26 protein-coding genes are annotated in these 23,831 nt (G+C 38.7%); 20 read left to right on the top strand and 6 right to left on the bottom strand.

Features of this window, described 5'->3' with window-relative positions:
- Positions 1–114: 114 nt before the first annotated feature.
- Positions 115–1,098, top strand: a complete 984-nt coding sequence (locus tag B050_RS0121160) for an alpha/beta fold hydrolase (RefSeq protein ID WP_018475964.1) — start codon at positions 115–117, stop codon at positions 1,096–1,098.
- A gap of 5 nt (positions 1,099–1,103) precedes the next feature.
- On the top strand, positions 1,104–1,778 hold the full coding sequence (locus tag B050_RS0121155) for a hypothetical protein (protein ID WP_018475963.1): 675 nt from the start codon (positions 1,104–1,106) through the stop codon (positions 1,776–1,778).
- Between the two features lie 158 nt (positions 1,779–1,936).
- Here the strand turns inward: B050_RS0121155 and B050_RS0121150 are convergent, their stop codons facing one another.
- Positions 1,937–2,776: an alpha/beta hydrolase fold domain-containing protein gene (locus B050_RS0121150; protein ID WP_018475962.1), complete on the bottom strand. Its 840-nt coding sequence runs from the start codon at positions 2,774–2,776 to the stop codon at positions 1,937–1,939.
- A 177-nt stretch (positions 2,777–2,953) separates the two neighbouring features.
- Here B050_RS0121150 and B050_RS0121145 point away from each other — a divergent pair, with 177 nt between their 5' ends.
- From B050_RS0121145 to B050_RS0121085, 11 genes are all read left to right on the top strand, one after another.
- On the top strand, positions 2,954–3,277 hold the full coding sequence (locus B050_RS0121145) for a winged helix-turn-helix transcriptional regulator (RefSeq protein ID WP_018475961.1): 324 nt from the start codon (positions 2,954–2,956) through the stop codon (positions 3,275–3,277).
- A gap of 132 nt (positions 3,278–3,409) precedes the next feature.
- On the top strand, positions 3,410–4,564 hold the full coding sequence (locus B050_RS0121140; RefSeq protein WP_018475960.1) for a hypothetical protein: 1,155 nt from the start codon (positions 3,410–3,412) through the stop codon (positions 4,562–4,564).
- Between the two features lie 139 nt (positions 4,565–4,703).
- Positions 4,704–5,267: a Crp/Fnr family transcriptional regulator gene (locus B050_RS0121135; RefSeq protein ID WP_018475959.1), complete on the top strand. Its 564-nt coding sequence runs from the start codon at positions 4,704–4,706 to the stop codon at positions 5,265–5,267.
- A gap of 60 nt (positions 5,268–5,327) precedes the next feature.
- Positions 5,328–5,906, top strand: a complete 579-nt coding sequence (locus B050_RS0121130; RefSeq protein ID WP_018475958.1) for an NAD(P)H-dependent oxidoreductase — start codon at positions 5,328–5,330, stop codon at positions 5,904–5,906.
- Between the two features lie 746 nt (positions 5,907–6,652).
- Positions 6,653–7,171, top strand: coding sequence for a hypothetical protein (locus B050_RS0121125; protein WP_018475957.1), 519 nt, complete (start codon positions 6,653–6,655; stop codon positions 7,169–7,171).
- Positions 7,172–7,557: 386 nt separating this feature from the next.
- Positions 7,558–8,322 carry a type I methionyl aminopeptidase gene (gene map / locus B050_RS0121115; RefSeq protein WP_018475956.1) on the top strand — a complete coding sequence of 255 codons (765 nt, stop codon included), beginning with the start codon at positions 7,558–7,560 and terminating at the stop codon, positions 8,320–8,322.
- A gap of 270 nt (positions 8,323–8,592) precedes the next feature.
- Positions 8,593–9,546 (top strand): alpha/beta hydrolase, encoded by a 954-nt coding sequence (locus tag B050_RS0121110; protein ID WP_018475955.1) that lies wholly within the window; start codon positions 8,593–8,595, stop codon positions 9,544–9,546.
- Positions 9,547–9,732: 186 nt separating this feature from the next.
- A complete protein-coding gene (locus B050_RS0121100) occupies positions 9,733–10,539 on the top strand; it encodes a hypothetical protein (RefSeq protein WP_018475953.1) in 807 nt (268 codons plus the stop codon).
- A 149-nt stretch (positions 10,540–10,688) separates the two neighbouring features.
- Complete coding sequence (locus B050_RS0121095; RefSeq protein WP_018475952.1) at positions 10,689–11,174, top strand: GNAT family N-acetyltransferase; 486 nt, start codon at positions 10,689–10,691, stop codon at positions 11,172–11,174.
- Between the two features lie 262 nt (positions 11,175–11,436).
- On the top strand, positions 11,437–12,006 hold the full coding sequence (locus B050_RS0121090; RefSeq protein WP_018475951.1) for a Crp/Fnr family transcriptional regulator: 570 nt from the start codon (positions 11,437–11,439) through the stop codon (positions 12,004–12,006).
- Between the two features lie 69 nt (positions 12,007–12,075).
- Positions 12,076–12,720, top strand: a complete 645-nt coding sequence (locus B050_RS0121085) for an FMN-dependent NADH-azoreductase (protein ID WP_018475950.1) — start codon at positions 12,076–12,078, stop codon at positions 12,718–12,720.
- A gap of 157 nt (positions 12,721–12,877) precedes the next feature.
- On the opposite strand, the gene B050_RS0121080 is transcribed toward B050_RS0121085, so the two are convergent.
- Positions 12,878–13,216, bottom strand: a complete 339-nt coding sequence (locus tag B050_RS0121080; RefSeq protein ID WP_026236072.1) for a zinc ribbon domain-containing protein YjdM — start codon at positions 13,214–13,216, stop codon at positions 12,878–12,880.
- Positions 13,217–13,218: 2 nt separating this feature from the next.
- Complete coding sequence (locus B050_RS0121075; RefSeq protein WP_229802459.1) at positions 13,219–14,022, bottom strand: tetratricopeptide repeat protein; 804 nt, start codon at positions 14,020–14,022, stop codon at positions 13,219–13,221.
- 434 nt (positions 14,023–14,456) lie between these two features.
- Here B050_RS0121075 and B050_RS0121065 point away from each other — a divergent pair, with 434 nt between their 5' ends.
- The 7 genes from B050_RS0121065 to B050_RS0121035 all read left to right on the top strand — a co-directional run bounded on the left by B050_RS0121065 (position 14,457) and on the right by B050_RS0121035 (position 22,084).
- Complete coding sequence (locus B050_RS0121065; RefSeq protein WP_018475946.1) at positions 14,457–14,906, top strand: DUF937 domain-containing protein; 450 nt, start codon at positions 14,457–14,459, stop codon at positions 14,904–14,906.
- An 80-nt stretch (positions 14,907–14,986) separates the two neighbouring features.
- Positions 14,987–15,394, top strand: a complete 408-nt coding sequence (locus B050_RS0121060) for a DUF4332 domain-containing protein (protein WP_018475945.1) — start codon at positions 14,987–14,989, stop codon at positions 15,392–15,394.
- Between the two features lie 285 nt (positions 15,395–15,679).
- A complete protein-coding gene (locus tag B050_RS0121055) occupies positions 15,680–17,218 on the top strand; it encodes a helicase HerA-like domain-containing protein (RefSeq protein ID WP_018475944.1) in 1,539 nt (512 codons plus the stop codon).
- Positions 17,219–17,510: 292 nt separating this feature from the next.
- Positions 17,511–18,728, top strand: coding sequence for a BaiN/RdsA family NAD(P)/FAD-dependent oxidoreductase (locus tag B050_RS0121050; RefSeq protein ID WP_018475943.1), 1,218 nt, complete (start codon positions 17,511–17,513; stop codon positions 18,726–18,728).
- Between the two features lie 41 nt (positions 18,729–18,769).
- Entirely contained in the window at positions 18,770–19,087 is a 318-nt protein-coding gene (locus tag B050_RS0121045) for a hypothetical protein (protein WP_229802460.1), read from the top strand.
- Between the two features lie 211 nt (positions 19,088–19,298).
- Positions 19,299–20,273 (top strand): YheT family hydrolase, encoded by a 975-nt coding sequence (locus B050_RS0121040; protein WP_018475941.1) that lies wholly within the window; start codon positions 19,299–19,301, stop codon positions 20,271–20,273.
- Positions 20,274–20,575: 302 nt separating this feature from the next.
- Entirely contained in the window at positions 20,576–22,084 is a 1,509-nt protein-coding gene (locus B050_RS0121035; RefSeq protein ID WP_018475940.1) for an FMN-binding glutamate synthase family protein, read from the top strand.
- A 31-nt stretch (positions 22,085–22,115) separates the two neighbouring features.
- Here B050_RS0121035 and B050_RS0121030 read toward each other — a convergent pair whose 3' ends face one another.
- The 3 genes from B050_RS0121030 to B050_RS0121020 all read right to left on the bottom strand — a co-directional run bounded on the left by B050_RS0121030 (position 22,116) and on the right by B050_RS0121020 (position 23,727).
- Positions 22,116–22,562: a MarR family winged helix-turn-helix transcriptional regulator gene (locus B050_RS0121030; RefSeq protein WP_018475939.1), complete on the bottom strand. Its 447-nt coding sequence runs from the start codon at positions 22,560–22,562 to the stop codon at positions 22,116–22,118.
- Positions 22,563–22,602: 40 nt separating this feature from the next.
- Positions 22,603–23,022 carry a DoxX family protein gene (locus tag B050_RS0121025; RefSeq protein ID WP_026236071.1) on the bottom strand — a complete coding sequence of 140 codons (420 nt, stop codon included), beginning with the start codon at positions 23,020–23,022 and terminating at the stop codon, positions 22,603–22,605.
- Positions 23,023–23,307: 285 nt separating this feature from the next.
- Positions 23,308–23,727, bottom strand: coding sequence for an organic hydroperoxide resistance protein (locus B050_RS0121020; RefSeq protein ID WP_018475936.1), 420 nt, complete (start codon positions 23,725–23,727; stop codon positions 23,308–23,310).
- Between the last annotated feature and the right edge of the window lie 104 nt (positions 23,728–23,831).

Here is a 23,831-nt window from a genome sequence, read left to right as displayed (position 1 = left end):
TATACGCATTATATTTTGAGAATATACATTAACAAACAAGTTCCACTTTTCATTTTGGGGCGATTGACAAAAATCAAACGCTGACTTTTATACCGAATTTTAAACTTGAAAAGTATGAACTTAAAAACTCTGACAGCCTTAGGTTTGGCATGTGTCGTGCTCTTTTCTTGCGAAGAGATAGACATTCTTGAATCGGGAAACCTAGTACCAAAAACTGTGGCAGAAGACCCCAGGTTACCTTCCATATCAGTGAATGGAACCGTCCTTCATGCTGAAGCCTTCGGAAATCCTGATAGCTCACTAGTTATATTTCTACATGGTGGTCCAGGTGCTGATTACCAAAACGGACTAAACGCAAGACAATTAGCAGATGATGGCTATCGCTTAGTATTTTACGACCAGCGTGGGACTGGTTTGTCGCAAAGGCATGATAAAAGCACTTATTCTATCCAACTCTACTTAGATGACCTCACAGCTGTAATTGAACATTACAGGACTTCTCCTACTCAAAAAATATTCCTTTTTGGTCACTCATGGGGAGCTATGCTTGCAGCAGCATATATCAATGCGTACCCTAATAGAGTCACTGGGGCGATATTCGCTGAGGCAGGGGGATTCAACAAACAACTACTTGACGAGTATGGAGAAGCAAGTCGAAAACTGAACCTGTTTTCAGAAATAACGAATGATGTTCTTTATTATGACCAGTTTCTGACTGGTCGAGAAAATGAACACCAAATTCTGGATTACAAGTTAAGCATAGCTTCAAGTTTTTCTTATGCAGAAGGCAATGACGAGGGAATTGAGGGGCCTTCTCCTTTTTGGAGAAATGGAGCTACAGTTTTACAAGCCTTTGTGGACATTTCAGAAAATGATGGTTTCGACTTTACAACCAACTTAAATCAATATCAAACCAATGTCCTATTTATTTATGGCGAAAACAACAAGTCCTATGGACTGAGTTTTGCTCAAATAGAAGCGGCCTTTTTTCCGAATTCAGATATTGTACAGATAGATGATACAGGGCATGAAATGATTTATTTCAAATGGAATTCGGTATATCCTGTGGTGCTTGATTATTTAAACTCATTAAACTAAAAACAATGAAAGCAATAAGAATATTGATAGCCTTTATTGTGCCATTTTTCATTTATCAAAAAGGCATGGCACAAACGGTCAATTGGATTGAGTTGAAGGATACAAAGCACATCATGACAGCTGGAATAGGATGGGATTATAGTGTTTCATATTACCTGGGTTATGCTTATCAACTCAACACTAAAGTACCAATAATGCTAACTACTAATTTTTCAATTCCTTCAGGCGAAAGGCTATTAGATGATTATAAAACTAAAATTGGAGGCCAGATTTTACTCTTGAATAAATCTAACTTAAAGGGAAGTATTGCTTTTAATGGAATCTATCGTAGATATGAAAATCCATTAGCCAAACTGCAAAATTTTGGAAGTGAGTTAAAAGGCACATTTGGATATTATAAACCGAAATGGTTTGTGGCTGGAGAAGTTGGGTTTGATATAGCCATTGTAACGCATTTTAACCATTCCGAAACCTTTAAAGAAACAATCTTTGCAGATGTAAGAGATGGTTGGTATGAACCTTTTACAGGAGGAAATTTCCAGTATGGTATTCAAATTGGCTATTCCTTTAACCAGTCTGATATAACATTCAATATTGGCATGGTAACGACTCAGGACTTCAAAACAAGTCCTTTGATACCCTACTATCTTATGTTAGGATATAATCTCAGGTTAAACTGATTCCATCCATTATTAAAAAATCAGAAAGTGAAAAGGCTAATCTGCAACTAAGTATTTGGAAATCCATAGAACCATCCCTTTTCTAAAAAAATCATCCTATAACTCATACAGACAATATGGTTTAGACAGCAAGGTTAAAACAAAATTAGCCTTGACGTTCAGTTAGTTTCATTATCTAAAAAATTAGATATTTCTGCAAACAAACTCTTTGTAGGTTCTGAATTAATATCGGTCAGAGACCAAACGTGCGTGACATTTTCAAATTCCATTAGAAAAGATTTTGACTGTATAGTTTTTACTTTTTTATTAAAATCTTTACTGTCTTGTAATAAAACTTCACTTTTCCCAACCGCAACTAAATTTGGCGGAAAACTTAAAAAAACTAAATTTGATGGACTTGAGACTTTTAAATCTATATTTCCTCTATATAAGTTGGCAAATTTAACCAACTCTTCTTTCTTTATAATTGGATCATTTTCTTTGTTTAACAAGTAGCTTTCCGAATTACAATAAAGATTCAACCAAGGTGAAATAAAAATCACACCATTTGGCAACTGAATTGGCTCGTATTGTAGTTTTGCCATGGAAGAAAGAATAATACCGCATCCAGCACTATCTCCACCAACAAATATTTTTTTATTTTCATTTTTAGATACAAGAGCCTTATAAACTTCAAGGAAATCATTAATACCTTTTGGAAAAGGGTTTTCAGGAGCTAATCCATATTCAACGAAGATAATTTTAGTTTGGGTAGTTGTAGCTAAATGTGTCATCATTGCTTTGTGAGATTCAATTCCGCCAAGAGCAAAGGATCCACCGTGAGCATATAACATTATTCTATTATTATTAATATTCTGGGGAGTGAAATTATAACATACTATTCCAGAAATGGTTTCTTGAATTTGTTGAACATTATCATCAGGTTTATAAATTTCACCCAATCCATTAAAAAATTCACGTGTTCTTTTAAGTTCTTCAGCAGAAATAATTCTATCCATTTTCTTTATGTTCTTAACTGCACAACTGGCAGTTGTTAGGATTAATATTAATAAAATTGATTTTTTTCATATTTGTGTTTGCAAAATAAATCTACATACTACACTTTTGCAAGTAGTTATAATTTAGTGAGTTAGTAAATTTGTATGTAGTTTTATTGATTATCAATTATATACGTAATGAAAAAAAATATAAAAATTTGCCCAGTTGATTATTCCATTGACTTATTGTCTAAAAAATGGACATTACCAATCATCTACGCTTTGGTACAAAAAAGCCCTAAAAGGTTCAAAGAATTGGAACGTGAAATAGTCGGAATTTCGCCTACTATACTTTCAACAAGGCTTAAAGAATTGGAACACAATTATCTTGTAACAAGAGTAGTTTTTCCAACTATTCCACCGACAGTTGAATATGGACTGACTAAACACGCAAATGGATTAAAATCTGTAATTAACGAACTTGAAAATTTTGGACTGTACCACCAGAAAATAAAAAAATAATTATTGCCAATACCGTTTATTATTAGTTCTAGCGTGCTTACGATAATCCTCTCGGATTTTATATTCGGTTTTTATTTACTAAATTCTGTGCTTGAAAGATGCCAATAATCATATACATAAACGCTAGCGGCAATGATGAAGAAACACTTGTACCTTTTATTAATTTGGGGATTTTCGATTTCGGTTTCTGCTCAAAACAAGCAATTAAATTTTGAAAAGCAGCTCGTGGATCATTTTCAAAAACAAACTAGGGATGAAATTACAATTAGACGCGATAGTCTTTATACAAGTCCATTTAAAGGAAAATTCAATGTTTCTGTCAGCAAAAATTTTATAGATTTCGATACAACTCATATTGTGGTTAAAAATCCATATTTCGCAGAGAAATATGAAGATGCTGAAGAAGATAAAGATTACGTTAAAAATTTCCCCAAATCGTTTTCAGTTATCTATGAAAATTCACTGGTTTCCCTATTCGAGAATGGTAAGTTTGCTTGTTTTAAACTTGACAGTATTGAAAGAGATACAAAACTTGAGAATAAACTGAATACTAAAAAGTTTAAATATCATTGGCTTATCGACAATCAATTAGGAGCATTATCTGGTAATTCAATTTATAAATGGAATGGAAATAAATGGATAAAACATAAAGACTATTTTCCTTTAAGAAATCAACCTAAACTATTTGAAGATGATGAATTCATAGTTTATGGAGATTGTTATGGAGAATGGGGTGGAACCGTTTATTTCTACGAAAAAAAATCTTCAAAAACATTTTTTACCGAATCTACTTGTGCCAATTCAGTTATCAAGGACAAAAATGGATATAATGTATTGGCTCATTTGGGACATGGTGGTGGTTCAACTGAAATTAAAACTATAGCTAACCCAAGAAAATTGACTTTAGCAAAACCAAACGAAATCAGAAAAACAATAAATGGAGAGGCTTTAGGTTATACTGACCTATCGAATGCATACAAGAAAAAGGTTGATTTTTATGGAGTTCAAATATTCTCATCTTTCAAATACCAAAGCAAAGAGTTATTTATAGTTCATCTTGCTGACTTAACTTTTCTTGCAGAAATTAATGGCAACGAAATTGAGATTGTAAATCCTTTATTTTTTAGTGATTTATATACACACGACCCAATCACCAAACAATATGGGAATTATATTTTAATGAATTTAGACCATTATGGAATAGGGCTTAATAGAGAAGTATCTGTTTTGATAATAGACGGAAATAAAATAACAAAAGTGGATTGGAATGAAAATCATAGCCGCTAACAACAACGTATATGAAAAATAATGGTTTGCCCACTTAAGCAAAAGAAAATAAGTAAATTAAAGGTTATTAAAAAACTAAAAAATGGCACATCCAAATCTGCTATTTTTCTTATACGAGACCCTTAGCAGTATTTAAAAAATGAGGAACTACTTACAAAAATTTGACATTTTAACCGAAAATGAAATTGACCTTTTTGAAAGTAAGGTTCGGCATAAGAAATTGAAAAAAGGTGATTTTTTTATCAAAGAAAATCGAATATCCAAAGAAGTTGCTTTTGTGGTTTCTGGTTTGTTTAGGTCATTCTATTATTCGTCATCCGAAGAGGAAGTTACCTATTGTTTTACCTTTTCAAATTCATTTGTTAGTGCTTACTCTTCTTTCTTATCTCAAACAAAAACAGTTGAAAATATTCAAGCTTTAACAGATATAGAGTTATTAACTATATCAAGGGAAGAAATTTTAATTTTAGAGGAATCAAGTACAAATTGGCTGAGATTTTTCAAATTAATTGCTGAACAGGAATATATCAAGATGGAAAAAAGAGTTTTCTTGTTGCAGAAAGAATCCGCAGAAAAAAAATACAAGGATTTACTGATAAATCAACCTGAATATTTACAATCAATTCCCTTAAATTTTCTGTCTTCCTATTTAGGGATTACCCAAAGACATTTAAGTAGAATAAGAAAGACGATTACGAAATAGACAAATGTCCTTTTAAAAAGGCTATGAAGTATTGTTCTTTGCACAAAACAAAGAACAAATATGAAACAAGTATTAATAATTAACGGACATCCTGACAAAGAGAGCTTTAATTACGCATTATCGGAAGCTTATACAGAAGGAGCAAATAAAACAAACTCTATAATCTCTCAAATTAACATTACGGAGTTGGAATTTAATCCTAATCTGCAATTTGGCTATCGGAAAAGAATGGAATTGGAGCCTGATTTAGTTTTAGCCATAGAAAAAATTAAAAAGGCAGACCATATTGTATGGGTATTCCCAATGTGGTGGTATGGCTATCCAGCTCTAATGAAAGGATTTATAGACAGAACATTTTTACCGTCAATTACTTATCTACCTATCGAGGGAAAAGCATTTCCTGAAAAACTATTGAAAGGGAAATCGGCACGATTAATTATTACAGCTGATACGCCAAAATGGTATGATTTTCTGATAATGAAAAGCCCAACAATCAACCAATTCAAAAACGGAACATTAAAATTTTGCGGAATAAGCCCTGTAAAAACAACCTATATTGCTTCAATAAAAAATTCAAGTTTGGATTTTAGAGAAAAGTGGTTGAAAAAAGTAACATTGTTAGGTGAAAGCTTGAAATAACTACCACCATCACCGTATATAATGACACTAGCCCGATGAATACTCTGATGCATGCTAGGTTCTTCGGCAATTTTAGTAAAAATCTAGCCAGATTCAACTAGCCCCAATAGCTTTAATAGATTATATCGGTCCATCCATTCCTATTTCTTTTGTTTCCATCCCACCAAGCCCTTATAGTGCTGTTAAATACACGGCTAAAGTGGCAGGATGGAAAGACACATAATGAAGCATGGTATTTAGTGTTTTGTAAATATTAAGATTCGGGAAAGGGCAGGACGGCTTTTGCTGCTTCATAAGGCATTCCTAAGGTAAATGGCTATCATTTTGTGTCAAGAAATTTAATTCCAATGCTGCTCTTCTTGCTTCCCCCCGGAATAGACATAAAACTGTGTCAGATCAGGCCCTTCTTACTTTTCTTTGTAATATCCTTTTCAAATAAGGCCAAATTGATTTACATGAAAATTAGCTTCCCATTTAAAATAGCATTTTAAGACTCCCATCGAATTTCTTTGACAGCAATTGTTCATTGATATGTAATAGTTTATATGGCCATCATAGTCTTGAATCAGGTGGATGACTTAGGTGTTATTTGCCTGAAAATGGTTGAAATTAATCCTTTTTTAAACTTAAATACTAGTCATACAAGGGGGTGTTTTTATTATTTATTCTTTGGCTGAATAAATTCTTATTGGCCTAGTTAAATTCATTAATGTTTCGTATTATTAAACTGTTGATTTTAAAAAAATATGAAAAGGAATATTCTACTATTGAGTTTACTGGCAATCACTCTTTTCTCATGTACTAAAGAAGATGATAATCCAACTATTTATTTTGAAGGGGCCTATGTTTGTAATTTTGGAACTACCGAAGGGGAGTTTACATATTATGAGGTGATGACCTTCGCCAAAACTGGCAAGATATTGATTGAGAACTTTGTGAGTGGGCCGGACTTCAATGAACCCTGCTTGCTGGCTTATAAAGAAGGGTCTTATGAGTTGATTGGGGAGCTTTTTAAATTATCCCTCACCTCCTCATTTGCATCAAATGCTGATGGTTCCGAGCTACCTGGTAACTGTATAGCCAAAGAAGACTTTGAGAATAGGCTCAGTCCAGATAACTTAGTAAGTCACAGCGGTTTAATTTTTTCGGATTCTATGGATAGTTTCACATTGCTAAATGAATGCAATGGTCCAACAAGTGAGTTGGCTATTAGTTGTTTGGCATTTACGTATAAAAAAGTAGAAGGCTTGAAAATTTCTAGTTGATCTTGATTTTTCCTTTATACCTACCAATTTAATAAATCAGAGACAATTCAGTACTGACTTCGATGAGGCCAAGAGTTTATAAGGAAATTGGTAGTAATCTATTCGACCCCGACGGGGTCGTTTTTTTTTTTACCATCGTGTTTCTATAAACCTATGCTAATTTTGGGATCATTGGATGAAGCTTAGGTTCCTAACTGCTTCAATATCTGGACTGGTTGTGTATCATACACCTGGGGCAACTATATATGCTTAAGTGGAATATAAGTTTTTTAATTAGGGAAGTAATCATAATTTTGTACTAAAGCAATGTTTAGAGGAGGATTGGGCTTAGCACTTTCAGCGCTCCCACCTTCTGAACCTTTTGCCGCACTATAAATTCTACGAATATGTCCATTACCAGAGAATCAGAGCTAATCGGAATGAAAGAAATCAGTGAGGTGGTGGGAGCCACTCTTAAGCTGATGAGGGAATACGCCACAGTTGGTATGTCCACAAAGGAATTAGATGAGTACGGTGGAGCTATTCTACGGAAATATGGTGCTAAATCAGCCCCTTATGAAACTTATGGTTTTCCTGGATATACCTGCATTAGCGTCAATGAGGAGGCTGCCCATGGCATTCCAAATCCAAAGAAAATCCTGAAGGAGGGTGATTTGATTAATATTGATGTTTCGGCGGAATTAAATGGGTTCTGGTCAGACAATGGTGGCTCATTCATTTTGGGAGAGGATATCCATGGCCACCAAGCTCTTGTAGATGCTTCTAAGGACATTTTACATAAGGCCATTAGCAGTATAAAGGGCGGGGTGAAAATTTCCGATGTGGGCTTTTTAATAGAAACTGAAGCAAAAAGGTTAGGCTTTAAAGTTATCAAAAATTTGGCTGGCCACGGTGTAGGAAGAAGCTTGCACGAGAAGCCTGATAATATCCTGAACTATAGGGTTAAAGGAAATAAGGAACGGTTTAAGAAAAATTCTACCGTGGCAATAGAGACTTTTATCTCCACCAATTCTACCGTTGCAGTGGAGCTAGAAGACGGTTGGACTCTAGTGGGGAACAAGGGAGGCTATGTGACTCAGCATGAACAAACCATACTGATTACTGATAAGGACCCCATAATTCTAACTGCCTCCAATGAAATCTGGAATTGATCATGGGGTAATTGCCTTTTTAATTCAATCAAAATCGCTGTATTTCTACTTAAAATGGGGGGAGCTGTCATTAAATTACCCTTCAGTATTTATTTTAATTCACCTCTCAGCCTGAATGGAATTAGTTGGTGAAAGCCTACAGCATAGGACCTTTTGTGATCCAGATATCTGGGGCTGGGATCATAATAATACATTGGGGATAGTTTATTTTTCAGGAAGGAAATCAAATTGAAAAAACCATTTTTAATAGTTGGAATTATTATTTCAATCGTGGCTGTATCACTTTATATAGCTTTTAAAGTTTCACCATGGCCTGCGGCGCTATTAATTAGATATGCCTTCGAACAGGAGGCGGAGAAAGTCAATGATTCATTGGAGAAGCATGTTCCTCAGGGAATAAGCCAAAATTTGGATATAGTCTATGACCCTACAGATCCTGATGCATTGCTGGATATATATTACCCTGCAGTGGCTCCAGCGATTTACCAATCCATGGCTGTGATCGTTTGGGTCCATGGGGGTGGCTGGATTTCAGGAAAAAAGGAGCATTTGAGGAATTATTCTAAGCTATTAGCCTCCAAAGGATATGTGGTCGTAGCTATTGATTATTCTATTGCTCCAGAAGAAAAATATCCAAGGCCTGTTATTCAAACCAACGAAGCTTTAAAATTTCTTAATGATAATTCAGAAGAATTAAAGCTCAACTTCAGTTCTGTTTTCCTTGCGGGGGATTCGGGAGGGGCGCAGATTGTCGCGCAGAATGCAGCAATAATAAGCGATGCTACATATGCAAAACTTATGGGAATCACACCAGCCATCCACACGGAACAACTTTCTGGAATGATTCTCTATTGTGGAGCTTATGATATCGGTCAAGCGGACTTTAGTGGAGACTTTGGAGGATTTTTGAGAACGGTCTTATGGGCTTATAGTGGCACCAAGGATATTGAAGCTAACGCAAGCTTAAAGGGGGCTTCGATTATCGATTTTGTGGGGCCTGAATTTCCACCGAGTTTTATCTCCGCAGGGAATGGTGATCCCTTGCTTTCTCATTCCAGGGCCTTTGCTAAGAAGCTGGGGCCCTATGGGGTGACTATTGATTCCTTATTCTTCCCAATGGATTATAAGCCAGAATTACCACATGAATACCAGTTTAATTTGGATACTGATGCTGCGAAAATAGCGCTGGATAAGTCCCTTGATTTTCTTCAAAACAACAAATAATAGGCCTTTTCTTGGTGATATTTGATTAAGATAGTTTGCTTCAGATAATCGGAAAATACATGGATTTGGTTAATTTGCCTAGTATTCAGTTCAAGGTTGCATTCTGGTTGATTAGCCATTTTTGTGCAAAAAATAGAATGAGCCCTTGCTCTATAATGGTATAAATGGCCTGATAATTAAATCTTAATGAAAAAAATAGCCTTTTTTTTCCTATCAATTTTAATATTAGGATGTAATCCTGATATAGAAAATAGTACTGATCCGGAATATGCTCAATACATCACCGGAGGCTCCATCGATCAGGAGATTCTCTTCATGCCTCAGGAGGTATATAGTACCAATGAAGCACAAGAGCCTGAACTCAAATTGAGCTTGATAAGCTCAGAAAACTTCCCCTGTTTTAATTACGGTATAGCAAGTTCTCAATTCATGAAGGGGGATGAACTAATAGTTAGGTTCGACCAGATTATTAAATATGACTTATGCCTGACGGCATTTGGGCCAGCCACTTCAATTATTGATTTACCGCCAATGATCAAAAAGCTCACCTTTATTAATGGAAATAGAATTGATCAATATTCTATAGATATCACGGAAAAATCAATTGCTATTTCAAGTCTAAATCATGAGTTTACCAGCTCTTTATATGAAAATACCTTTAGACTTCCCGAAAATTCCTTTGCCTTTGTATGCGGAACCAATACGGACAATGGTCATATTTATACTGATTTTATGGCCCTACTAGAGCAAAACCCGGCATTTACGGAGTTTGAATTTGAGGGTGAAGGAAGAATTCCCTATCCAGTGAGTTCTTCAGGAAACTGGCTTAACTTTCCCTCTAGGTACTTTATTTATGACGATATAGAGGCCTTTTATGATCTCGCGACGGTCCTCAATGACTTTACCGCTACAAATATTGAAGAGAATTCCGGCGTTACAATTTCCCTCAACAGTTGGAATAATATTCACTACTACAGCTGGATCGATAATTAATTATGGGATTCAAGACGATGTCGGATTAAGTTTAGTTTTAGCAAATCACCTTACTTATTAATTTAGTGTAAAATAGTGCAGAGGGAAATCCCTTTATGAGCTTTGTATGGGGTAATTGGAGAGGTTTAGAATTAGAAAATGGGCTTTAGATGTTAAAATTAAGAGCTGCAAGTATTCTTGATCTTAAGCTATTGAGACTTTGGGATACTAAGCAACATATTATTGATTGTGACCCTGATAGTGATTGGAATTGGGAGATCGAACTCAAGCGTCAGCCTGTCTGGCGTGAGCAGCTGATGATTGTCCTAAATGGTAATGCAATTGGGATGATCCAAATAATCGACCCATATGAGGAAGAGACGCATTATTGGGGAGAGATAGCTCAGTCCAAAAGGGCAATTGACATTTGGATAGGGGAGGAAGAGTATTTGAGTCAAGGATACGGAACTATTGCCATGGGTTTGGCGATAGCGCGTTGTTTTCAGCAACCCGAAATCACTGGGATTCTGGTTGATCCCTTGAAAAATAATATCAATGCCCATCGATTTTATGAAAGGTTAGGTTTTGAATTTTTGGAAGAGCGGATATTTGAAGGCCTGGAATGCTATGTATATGAATTAAAAAAGCCATTGTAGGAAAGCCAATCAATTTTCTGGAAGAATCCACTTTGGATCATACTTTTCTCTTTTTATCCACTCATAGAAAATCGAAATTGGGGCGATAGTTTTGATTAGATAATGACATAGGATAAATCTAAGATGGTTTGAAAGTTTCTCATTTCGTTCTATTTCAATAGAGATTATATAATTTTAGGCCCTCGGATTAGGAGAAAGCAATTCCTTTCATCTCCCCACTTTCATCCATCTCAAAAATGATCATAAGTCAATAAAAGCATCCATGCACTTAAAACTTCACCAGAATATATTGCAGCATATCAAAATGACTGAGGAGGAGATGATATTGTTTGATTCTTACTGGACAGAAAGGGTTCTCCAAAAAGGGGAATATTTGCTGAGAAATGGAGAACTGAGTATCACTGACAATTATGTGGTTTCGGGTGCTTTGAAGGCCTTCTATATCAATCCTACCCGTGGGACAGAGGAAATACTATTCTTTGCCATTGAGGATTGGTGGGCCACGGATTTATTAAGCTTCAATAAACAGAAACCCTCAAATTATACAATTCAGGCCTTGGAAACCACCCATATTATCCAAATTCATCGTCAGGCTTTTCAGGATATGCTGGCATCTTTGCCTCAATTGGAGCGGTACTTCCGGATTATCCTAGAAAGTTACTTGGGGAGCTTGCAGCGAAGGATAATTGTGCAAAATACCATGGCAGCGGAGGAGAGGTATCATGATTTTATTGCACACTATCCATTGATCGCACAGAAAGTCCCTCAATACCTGATAGCATCCTACTTGGGCATCTCTCCAGAATTTATCAGCCGAATTAAGAATAAATAATATCCATTGACCTAGATCAATTTTTCCCCCTTTTTTCCTTTCCAATTTTGCTTTATAACCAGAAAGCAAATGAAAAAAATACTTATTATCAACGCCAGCGTAAGAAACGAACGATCACATAGCAGAAAACTCACCAAATTATTTCAGGAAAATTGGCAGGAAAGGTTTCCTTTGGATTCCTTTTCCTTCAGAGAAATAGGCTTAGACTGTATCCCCGCCATTGATGAAAACTGGATCGCTAGCGCATTTATAGCCCCAGAACTTAGAACTGAGAAAAACCAGGAAGGACTGAGGCTTAGTAATGTGTTGGTGAAAGAGCTCAGGGAACATGATATTTTTGTCTTGGGCACGCCTATGTATAATTGGTCGATTCCAAGTGGACTAAAGGCCTATATCGATCAGGTGATGCGTATAAATGAAACCTGGAAATTCCGATCAGGAAAACCAGATGGAGATTATATCGGCTTATTGAGTAATAAAAAATTATACCTTTTATCTAGCCGTGGAGATACAGGCTATGGGAAAGATGAAAAAAATGAACATATGAACTTCCAAACTACTTACTTGAAATTTGTTTTTTCGATGATGGGTGTCAAGGATACAATCATTCTATCCCTTGATAATGAGGAGTTTGGCGGGGATTTATTTGAAAAATCAATTCAAGAAATCCATAAGAAAATAAACTCAATAGATGGAGAAAGTCAGCCTATGTAACGGCCCTGAAAAAGAGCAGGCTGGACTCTAAGCTTAAATGATAGTGAACTGGCAATCCATAGGGATTATGTGTTTTAGCCAAATAGCATAAATGCAATAAAGCCTGTGAACGATCAGGTTCGCAGGCTTTATTGTACCTCAAAATGAGCTTGTGGATTTATGCTTTTTTTACAAATTCAGATTTTAGAGCCATTGCTCCGAAGCCATCAATCTTGCAATCAATATTATGGTCGCCATCAGTAAGTCGGATGTTTTTCACTTTAGTGCCCGCTTTTATGGGACCTGCACCACCTTTTACGGGCAGGTTTTTGGTCACCACTACCGAGTCGCCATCTTGGAGGATGTTGCCATTGGCATCTTTTACCACCAATCCACTTTCTTCTTCTTTTACCTCCTCCGGATTCCACTCATGGCCACATTCCGGGCACATCATGCTGGTCCCCGTGGGGTAGGCGTAGGGGGATTTACACTGTGGGCAAGTTGTTGATTTTTCCATGATTACTGATTGTTAAATATACTTTCGGTTCCAATGACCTTTTCTTCAGATTCTGTTTTGGACTCATGCGCCTGATGCTCTTGGTGATCACATATCTGGTCTGACTTTATCTTGCCAAAGCCAGAGCAGGTTCTGCAGGGGCTTATTTCACTGAGTGAGCCCTCACATACTGGACAGGTAAGTTTTCCGTGGCCTTCGCAGCGACTGCACTGATAGTATTCAGTGATATCAAAGACATTCTTTTTAGTTACTATTCCTGTTCCCTTACATCTGCTACAGCCTACGATCCCATGGCCCTTGCAATAATGACATTCCTGCTCAATTTGTTTGCTACCATGACAAGTAGGGCAGACCTCATAGCGGTAACCTTTATAGTCGCATAACTCACAGCTGGCGATAGCCTGTAATGGCTCTTCCAACTGGGATTCCAGTTCTTTGGCTTGTTTGTAATTCTCCGCAGTATGTCCATTAATCTGTAGGTATTTCTGCAGGAAATTGGCGCTATTATCGTACTGTCCAAGTTCATATAATGTTTCAGCAAAATAATAGGGCATTTCTGATGGGATGGCCGCATTACTTTCAATTATCTGCCTAAAATAATAATTGGCTTGCTCATATTCACTGTCAGCGATGGCGGACTTTGCCGCCTCCATGAGCTGGGAAGTTTTGCCAAGATTGGGGCTGTTTTGAGCTGATGAAAGGCTTGGAAATAAGCAGGAAATCAATAATGCTAGTACTATGGAAAGAAATGGTAATCGTCCATTCTTCTCTGTTCTATACATTGGCTTAAGGTAGGTTGTGAGCATAGTCAATTTGGATAAACAAATCGTAAAGAAGCAAATTTTGAAGCAAATCTCCTTAATTTTTACAAATTTTAACCGTCATCTAAGACCTTAATGGCGATAGAAGGAGATGGAATAAGAAATGATCCCTGCTTCCAAATACTTTTATCAAAGGATTCCCAAGGAGGTCGGTTTTTTAGAGTTAAGGCTGATAACCTTTGGATAATGTTGGCCAGGACATATAGAGTAAATGTCGGCAATCTATAATTTTGGCAAGGTCATTGGTCTGGCATCAAGTGCAAATCGTATTAAGTTAATGATAATTTTTTGCCAGTTATTTATAAGAAATATAATTTGTTGCTATATTAAGCATCGAATGCTGATAGAATTAGCAAGAAACGGAAAAAAGACATCAACCAAATAGCTGAATAAAGTTCCTCAGCAAAAAACAATTTATTATGATAAATGACATTATAAAAAGCATTGGACCACAAGTGGTATCACAGATTACCAGCCAATTTGGGCTGAGCGAAGACCAGGCATCCAAGGCGGTGGAGACCACCAAGGAATCCCTAACTTCCTCAGCGACCAAAGAAGCGGCCAGCGGCAACCTTGATGGCTTATTAGCCATGATCAATCAGGGCAGTGGCGCAAGTGGTTCTGGCATGTTTCAGAAGTTCGCAGGAAATTTAGCTGGCGATTATATTTCTAAGCTGGGCGTTCCTGAGGGAGTGGCAAAGCAGATTACAGCCTTTGTCTTACCGATGGTGCTGGATAAAATCGCTGGTGCCACGGGTGGCAATGCCGGTAAAGCTGACTTGATGAAATTGATCGGCGGTGGAGCTGGAGACCTGCTCAAAGGCAAAGCGGGTGATCTCCTTGGCGGACTAGGTGGCATGTTCAAATAAGACGTACCAAAAAGAATTAACCTGGGTTTTCGATGAGCGGAAAACCCTTCATATTTAATTTAACATTAACAAAAATACGCATGTCAAAAAAAATCACAACTATTGAAGGTATTGGTCCTGTAAATGAGGAGAAATTCGCTCAGGCAGGAGTAAAGACTGTGGAGTCCTTATTGGAAAAAGGGGCTTCAAAAAAAGGCAGAAAAGAACTTGCTGACGCAACAGGAATAGCCGAAGGTAAAATATTGGATTTTGTAAATATGGCCGATCTCTTCCGTATCAATGGAATTGCTAGCCAATTTGCAGAACTATTGAAAGCCTCCGGGGTGGATACTGTGAAGGAATTGAGAACGCGTAACGCCGAGAACCTTCATAAATCCCTTGTGGAAACCAACGAGGCCAAAAGCTTGACCAGAGTAGTTCCTGCCCTGAGCAAAGTAGAGGATTTTATAGCCCAAGCCAAAGACTTGGAACCAGTAGTTACTCACTAAAATCCATAAGAAATTTCGATTTCTAACTTAGTATTGTGAATCCCTCAGTAGTTAAACGGGCTGGGGGATTTTTTTTGTCCAAGCGCCCTGTAGCTTGCTGTTTATATAAAAAAAGTAGCTAAAGCCCGGCAATCCCTTTGCTCCATACACCTCAAAAAATCCTATATGAGCATTAGTCAAAGGTATTTTTTCGTATAATTGGATTATAAAGCAGCGAAATATTCGAATTACCAAAAAACTTTCAGAGCTTATTTGCCAAATAATAATTACCCAAATTGAGGAAATATGGATTCAAAAGAGGATTTTAAAGCATTAATCCAAAAAGGATATACCACCAAAAATGATTTTTTCATCTTAGGAACAGGGATGTTGGACAAGGAAGCGGTGTCTGAAGCCACCGTCAAAATCCCGCTGAAAACCCTCAATCGCCACGGGCTAATTGCTGGGGCCACAGGGACCGGTAAAACCAAAACCCTGCAAGTAATCGCTGAGCAATTGTCACTAAAAGGAATCCCTAGCGTCTTGATGGACCTAAAGGGCGACTTATCCGGGCTAGCCATGGCGGGCGCAAACAACGACCATATAGTATGGAGAAGTAAGACAATCGGGGTAGATTTTGAGCCTACGGCTTTGCCAGTGGAGCTGATGAGTATCAGCAAGGAAAAGGGGGTACGCCTACGTGCCACCGTCACGGAGTTCGGACCAGTGCTCATGTCGCAGATATTAGAACTAAATAGTACCCAGCAGGGGATTATGGCTTTAATATTTCGCTATTGTGACCTGAATCAGCTGCCTTTGGTGGATCTTAAAGACCTCAAAAAAGTCCTTCAATTTGTTATTAATGAAGGAAAAGAAGAAATCAAACAGGAATATGGTGCAGTATCCTCTGCCTCTGTCAATACCATCATGCGTAAGATCATTGAGCTGGAGCAGGAAGGTGCAGAAACCTTCTTTGGCGAGCGATCCTTTGATGTTAATGATTTGGTACGGCAGCGAGATGGCAAGGGTGTAGTGTCTGTGATTCGTCTTACCGATATCCAAAACCGCCCAAAGCTGTTCTCAACTTTTATGCTGAGCCTTCTATCGGAGATTTATGACACCTTCCCCGAGCAGGGCGATCAGGATAAGCCTAAGCTTTGCTTGTTTATTGATGAGGCGCATTTGGTCTTCGATAATGCCAGTAAGGACTTGGTGGAGAAAATAGAGGCGATCGTAAAACTTATCCGTTCCAAAGGAGTAGGGGTGTACTTCTGCACCCAAAGCCCAACGGATATTCCAGAAAGCGTATTGGGTCAGCTAGGGCTGAAAGTTCAGCATGCCCTCCGAGCATTTACTGCTAAGGACAGAAAGGCAATTGGGAAAACTGCCGAAAATTACCCTGTATCACCTTTTTATGAAACCAAGGATGTACTGACCGCCATGGGCATAGGCGAGGCTTTGGTGACGGCATTGAATGAAAAGGGGATTCCTACACCCTTAGCGCATACCCTGGTGAGAGCGCCTATTAGCCGGATGGATATTCTGACCGATAGCGAGATCGATACGGTGGTAAGCCAATCTAGCTTGGTAAGCCTTTATAACCAAACAGTGGATCGCGATAGCGCCCATGAAATCCTCACCAAAAAGCTTCAGCAGGCAGAAAAATCCGCTGAGCAGAAGGTGGAAGAAATATCCAAAAGAAAATCTTCAGGTACGAAAGCGAAGGAAGAGGATAGTTTTTTTGAGGAAATTTCTAAAAATACGATGGTTCGTCAGATCGGCAGGACCATTTTCAGGGAACTCACCAGAACACTAATGGGGACTTTATCAGGAAAGAGAAGATAATATTGAATTCCTGCATATCCTTGTTTATTAGCTGGAGTACGATCGATATAAAATATGGAAAATATAGAAGCAGGCAATAGTCTGTTTTTATATTTTTATTATTAAACCGTGATAAAATTGTAAAAGTCAGAATAAGATATTATTTTACCAATAAGAAACTATAATCTACTACTTTTCAGAACCAGGATTCTATATTGTTTGTTTTTGTCATTTCATTGATGTTTTTACGAAAAACTTAGACATAGTGTAAGATTAAGTTTAATAAGTCAGACCTGCTGGATATTTTTACAGAATGGTAACAGTAGGAATAATAGGGGGTGGAGCTGCAGGATTTTTTGCTGCGATTCATGCCGCCCATCAAGGGGCTAAAGTAATAATCTTCGAAAAATCAGGCAAAACACTTTCAAAGGTAAAAGTGTCTGGTGGTGGCAGATGTAATGTCACTCACCATGCATTAAAATTAAGTGAGCTAATTAAAAACTATCCTCGCGGGGAGAAGTTTATGAAGAAGGCCTTTAGCTTATTCCAAGTGAAGGACACGATAGACTGGTTCGAAAGGCATGATGTGACCTTGAAGGTAGAGTCGGATGGAAGGATGTTTCCTGAAAGTGACAGTTCTTTGACGATCATTTGGGCGCTGGAAAATGCGGCAAAGAAACTGGGTGTTCAGGTGAATTTGTACCAAGCCATTGTAAAAATCACGAAGCAAGAGACAGGATTTTTACTAGAATCAAACAAAGGGGATCATTTTATTGTGGACAAGGTCATAGGGACCACGGGCGGCTCACCAAAACAGGATAGTTATCAGGTATTTGCTGAGCTGGGGCATAGTATCGTGCCACCTATTCCTTCCTTATTTACCTTTAATACGCCCACGGAGCCATTGAAGAGGATGCCGGGCTTATCTGTTCCTGAGGCATTGGTAAAGCTTGAGGGAACTAAGCTCTCCTATTCAGGGCCGGTTTTGATTACCCATTGGGGATTGAGCGGTCCAGCGGTACTGAAGCTTTCGGCTTTTGGGGCGCAGTGGCTCCATGAGCAGGGCTATGAAGGAGTAGCGCAGATCAGGTGGCTTGCCGATTTATCAGAGCAGAAAATTCGGGATACTTTTGCAGAATATATTGCGAAGCATCCACAGAAGAAAATATTAACTAATCCACTGTTCAACTTGCCGAAAAGATTGTGGGAACACTTGGTTTCTCAGTCGGGAATTTCCGATGAACAACGTTGGGTGGAGTGTGGTAAAAAACAAAAAAATATTTTGGAACAGCATATTTTTTGTTATAAATTACAAATCAAAGGAAAAACGACCTTCAAAGAGGAGTTTGTAACGGCGGGAGGAATCTCGCTAAATGAGATAAATCCGAGGACCATGGAGAGCACTTTGGTACCGGATTTGTTCTTCGCCGGAGAAGTTTTGAATATAGATGGGATTACAGGAGGCTTTAATTTTCAGGCCGCTTGGACAACTGGTTATTTAGCAGGGCTTTCAACCATTAAGAGAAAATGATCAACACGACATCACACATGATTACTAGTAGGAACATTAACATGGACAAGGTTCATGAGATGGCAGAAGGAGACCAGGAATTTGAAGTTGAATTGCTTGAAGCAATTGCAAGTTCTGTTCAGGAATTAAAGGAACGCTATGCAGAGGCGATTACCAATCGCGATGAAAAAATGATGCATCAGGCGCGTCATAAAGTGAGACCTACAGTGACTATTTTTGAACTGAGAAAACTGAGTAAAGTCTTAGAAAATGGCCGTCAGCTTATAGAAACAGACGCTTCGGATATGGCTTTTGAGGAGCATCGTAAGGAATTTATCCAGGTCAGCAATGATTTGCTAAGTGAAATCCGAGAGGCCTGATCCATATTTTTGGATCAGATGCGCCCCTTTAGCAGCAAAAGGTTAAGCGAAGGAGAAGGGATGTATTATTTTTATAATTGATATTGAAGGCAGTCTGGCTTCTTAGGCCACTTTATGTTTATGGCATAAACTGTACGATTCTAGAAGAAACGCTGGTTTTTTTTCTACCTAAATCATCGCTATTTTTGAATGGAATCTCATCAGTATAGCCATGCCAATTATCTATCCTTCCTCTTATAGACGTCCACCAAGGCACTATTTCAATGGGCACTTTGAAACAGTAATTCCTAGTATATTCAGGAAAATAGGAGACGTCAAGTACCTGCGGGAGAGAATCGCCACTCCGGATGGAGACTTCTTAGATATCGACTGGTCCACCATAGAGCATTCTAATAAATTGGTGATTATTTCCCATGGTCTGGAAGGGGATTCGCAGCGTCACTATGTCACTGCTCAGGTGAAACTACTCAATCAGCAAGGCTTTAATGTCCTGGCATGGAATAATCGATCATGCAGTGGTGAGATGAACCTCACCAAGGTGCTCTATCACCATGGAGCATCTCATGACCTAGCCGCGGTGGTGGACCATGTGATCCTGACCAAGCCTAATTATAATGAGATCTACCTTACCGGAATAAGTATGGGGGGTGCCCAAACCTTAAAATACTTAGGGGAACAAGGCGATAAATTACCCACACAGATCTGCGCAGCGGCGGTTTATAGCACTCCATGCAATCTCGCCGATAGTGCTGCCACGTTAAAATTACCAGCAAACTTTTTTTATAAGCGAAAATTTCTCTCCAAGCTGAAAGTGAAAATGCTTGCAAAAGCCAAGCAATTTCCCGGGCTTATCGATATAGAACTGCTAGGGAAGGTAAAAGACTTTGATGTGTTTGATGATCAGTTTACCGCCAAATTACACGGTTTCGAGGATGGTCAGGACTTTTATCAGTCGGTAAGTGCCGACAATTGGATGGAGCAGATTCAGGTACCCACCTTGATAATGAACGCCAAAAATGATCCGCTCTTAGCGGATCGCTGCTACCCCGTAGCCCTTGCCAATCAGCATCCACATATATTTCTGGAAGTACCCAAGAGAGGTGGACATACCGGCTTTGTTCTTGCTGGTGAGGAATTTACGTGGGCTGAAATCCGTATTTATCACTTTTTGAGAACTTTCGGGTAAATTTCTGAAAAAATTATTCTGAGTTGTATTGGTTTATTTTACCTTTTTTATGGGTGGCTACTTGATTTTTTAGGTTACTTCAGCAATTTCTTGGTATTAAATATCTGAGGGACAGAAAGGTCAAAAAACTTGTTGTCGATCCACCTTGTCTTTATTCCTTTTCCTGAAACTTTATCTTTATATTTAGAATAATAAATTCCCGCAAAAGGACATGAATGCATCATTTTCAGGAACAAATATACTTCTAGAGAGTTGTGTGTGGGAACGTGCTTTATCCGATTAATTAACCAAAAAATATAACCATGCGGCACCTTTTCTATAATATCACCATTATAGTGGTATTGGTTTTTTCCATATTAGCTTATTATTATCAACAGTGGATTTGGGCATTCCTTATCATCATCCCCTTGATTTTAATTGGAGTCTATAATCGATTTCAAAAAAGCCATACGATCTTAAGAAACTTTCCCATTCTCGGGTATTTTAGGTATTTCTTTGAGATGATTAGCCCGGAAATTCAGCAGTATTTTATCGAAACAAGTACCGATGGCAAACCTTTTAGCCGAAACCACCGAGCGTTGGTTTATCGTCGTGCCAAAAATGTGAATGATACCCATCCTTTTGGGACACAAATAGATATATCAGGGGAGAACTATGAGGCGATTCGCCACTCCATATACGCCACTCCTGCGGTGAAGAATTTCCCTCGGGTTATCGTTGGGACCAAAGATTGTAAAAAACCCTATAGTGCCTCTGTGCTTAATGTGTCGGCGATGAGCTTTGGCTCATTGAGCAAGAATGCCATCATGTCCCTCAATAAAGGGGCTAAAAAGGGGCACTTTTATCATAATACCGGCGAGGGTGGCATCAGCCCTTACCATCTCAAGGAAGGTGGGGATTTAGTTTGGCAGATAGGAACAGGGTATTTTGGATGTAGGACTGAAAATGGAGATTTTGACCCTGAAAAATTCAGAATTACCGCCGCAAATGAGCAGGTGAAGATGATAGAAATTAAGATTTCCCAGGGTGCCAAGCCAGGTCATGGAGGGGTGCTTCCTGGAGAAAAAAATACCGTGGAGATCTCCAAAATTCGTGGCGTTAAAGCCCATACTACCATTATCTCTCCCCCTAGTCACCGGAAATTCTCAAATGCTAATGGGCTGATTGATTTTATTGCAGAACTAAGAGAGTTGAGCGGCGGTAAGCCAATTGGCTTCAAACTGTGTCTTGGAAGAACAGAGGAATTCATAGATTTATGCGTGGCAATGCGTGAAACGGGAATCTTGCCGGACTTTATTACCGTGGATGGCGCAGAGGGCGGTACTGGTGCTGCCCCATTGGAGTTTTCGGACTCTGTGGGTATCCCATTGGAGCCTGCGCTTATTTTTGTCAATCGTACTTTGATCAAATATGAGCTACGCAAGGATATTAAAATCATCGCCAGTGGCAAAGTATTGACCGCATTCTCGGTGTTGAGAATGCGGGCCCTAGGAGCAGATATGTGTAATTCTGCCCGCGCTTTTATGTTTAGCATCGGATGTATCCAGGCCCTGAGATGTAATACTAACGATTGCCCAACAGGTGTGGCCACACAAAATGAGATGCTGGTTAAAGGTTTGGTGGTTGAGGATAAAGCCGAAAGAGTCTATAATTTCCATCACAATACCATGCATGCAGTACTTGAGCTTTTGGGAGCCTGTGGAGTAAAACATACCAATGAAATAAATATCAGTATGTTCGTGAAAGGAGATGAGATGGTGGCTTTGACAAATAAATACTTCCCCGATTCTGTGATTAACCATGTAGATTGAGGAATACCAAGCCTCAGCTCATTCTATAATATTAACGAAGATGATTGAGCACTTTTCCTAAATGGGAATACAGCTCTTTCATTTCTTCTATGCTCAGCACATCGACCTCTTTGAGAATGGCGGTCGGGATGCAAGCAGCATCTTGGCGCATGGCTCTGCCGTCAGTGCTGAGCATCACAAAAACTTTTCGCTCGTCCATAGTGTCACGCTGGCGGCTAATGAGCCCCTTTTCTTCCATTCTTTTTAGTAATGGGGTTAGTGTATTGGATTCTAAAAGTAATAGCTTAGAGATTTCTGTCACTGTGAGTTTGTCTTTTTCCCAAAGTACCAACATGACCAAATATTGGGGGTAAGTCAGATCTAGTTTGCTGAGGTGAGGCTGATAGGCTTTGATCATCAATCTCGACGCTGCATATAATGGAAAACACAGTTGATTTTCTAATAGCAGATTGGAAGGGGATTTTTCTTCTAGGCTCATAATTACTGGATTTGAGGTTCTAAACTAATTGAAAGAAATTCTATTTCCTTCTTTTCAAAGCCAAAAGTGCTCCCGAACTCCATAATGCCCATAGAATCAACAGCGGTTGGAAAAATAAGCGAATTAGCCTTTTGAGGTCTGTATCCAAACCGAAAGCGTCAATTCCATTGGTGTACTGAGCGATATTTCCGGGAAATACCAGGACATAGAAGACGGCTAAGGCCAAGCCCACATAAACTTTATATTTGGTGGCAAATACCATTGCTAAGCCTAAGGTAATTTCTACCAGCCCCGAGGCGAGCACCACAAAATCAGAGGAGAAGGGAATCCAATTCGGAACCTGAGCTTGAAATTCCTGCCTCAGAAACGTCATATGACCAATGCCAGCGTAAACCATGGCGAGGCCAAGCAAAACCCGAAGGACATTCTGTATGGTACTGGTGTGTATAGTGGCTTTCATTTTAACTATGAGTTTAAAGTTTTGAGTTTAGCAAATGAGTTTAATATTTAGCAAAAAACATACCGCTGGTGGATATCCCCACTGATCAAAGAGCGGCAGTTAAGTATTGATTTAGGTAGCTTAGATGGTCCTCGCTGTTCACCTAAAAAAGGAGCATATACGGTATTTAGTAAATAACTAACCCTCTATTTGGGCGAGCTTAGCCCATAGGAGGATCCCATGGGCTAGCCATTGCCCAAAATGGCAAAGTCATTATAAAGAAGAGCTAGCGCATAACCTTCTATTTTATTTCGCCTCTACGCTTAGTTTTACCTCTACATTGCCCTTTATTGCATTAGAATAGGGGCAAGTGGAGTGCGCTGCAGCGACCACCTGCTCAGCCGTGGCCTGATCCACACCTTCCATGGTAATGTGAAGGGCTGCGGTTATCTGATAGCTTTTGTCCTCCGTCATAGCTAATCCAATTTTTGCGGTGGTACTTGAACTCAGTTTGAGCTTTTTGGCTTGGGCCACGTGGATGATTGCATTGTCAAAACAAGCTGAATAGCCAGCTGCAAATAGTTGTTCAGGATTAGTGAATTCGCCCCCTTTACCGCCCATTTGGTTCGGGATACGCACATCCATGTCCAATACGCCATCTTCACTTCTTACATGCCCATTTCTACCACCTGTTGCTGTTGCACTTGTTTCAAATAAAGTTTTCATAAGTTCGTTATTTTATCGTTCGTGAATATATCGTAAACGATATAAAAAGGGGAATTGTTCATCTTATGTGCATTTATTATTAATTACTTAATCAACTTTCCTTA

It is taken from the genome of Echinicola pacifica DSM 19836, assembly GCF_000373245.1.
Taxonomy (GTDB): domain Bacteria; phylum Bacteroidota; class Bacteroidia; order Cytophagales; family Cyclobacteriaceae; genus Echinicola; species Echinicola pacifica.
This window is presented reverse-complemented; position numbering and strand designations above follow the sequence as displayed.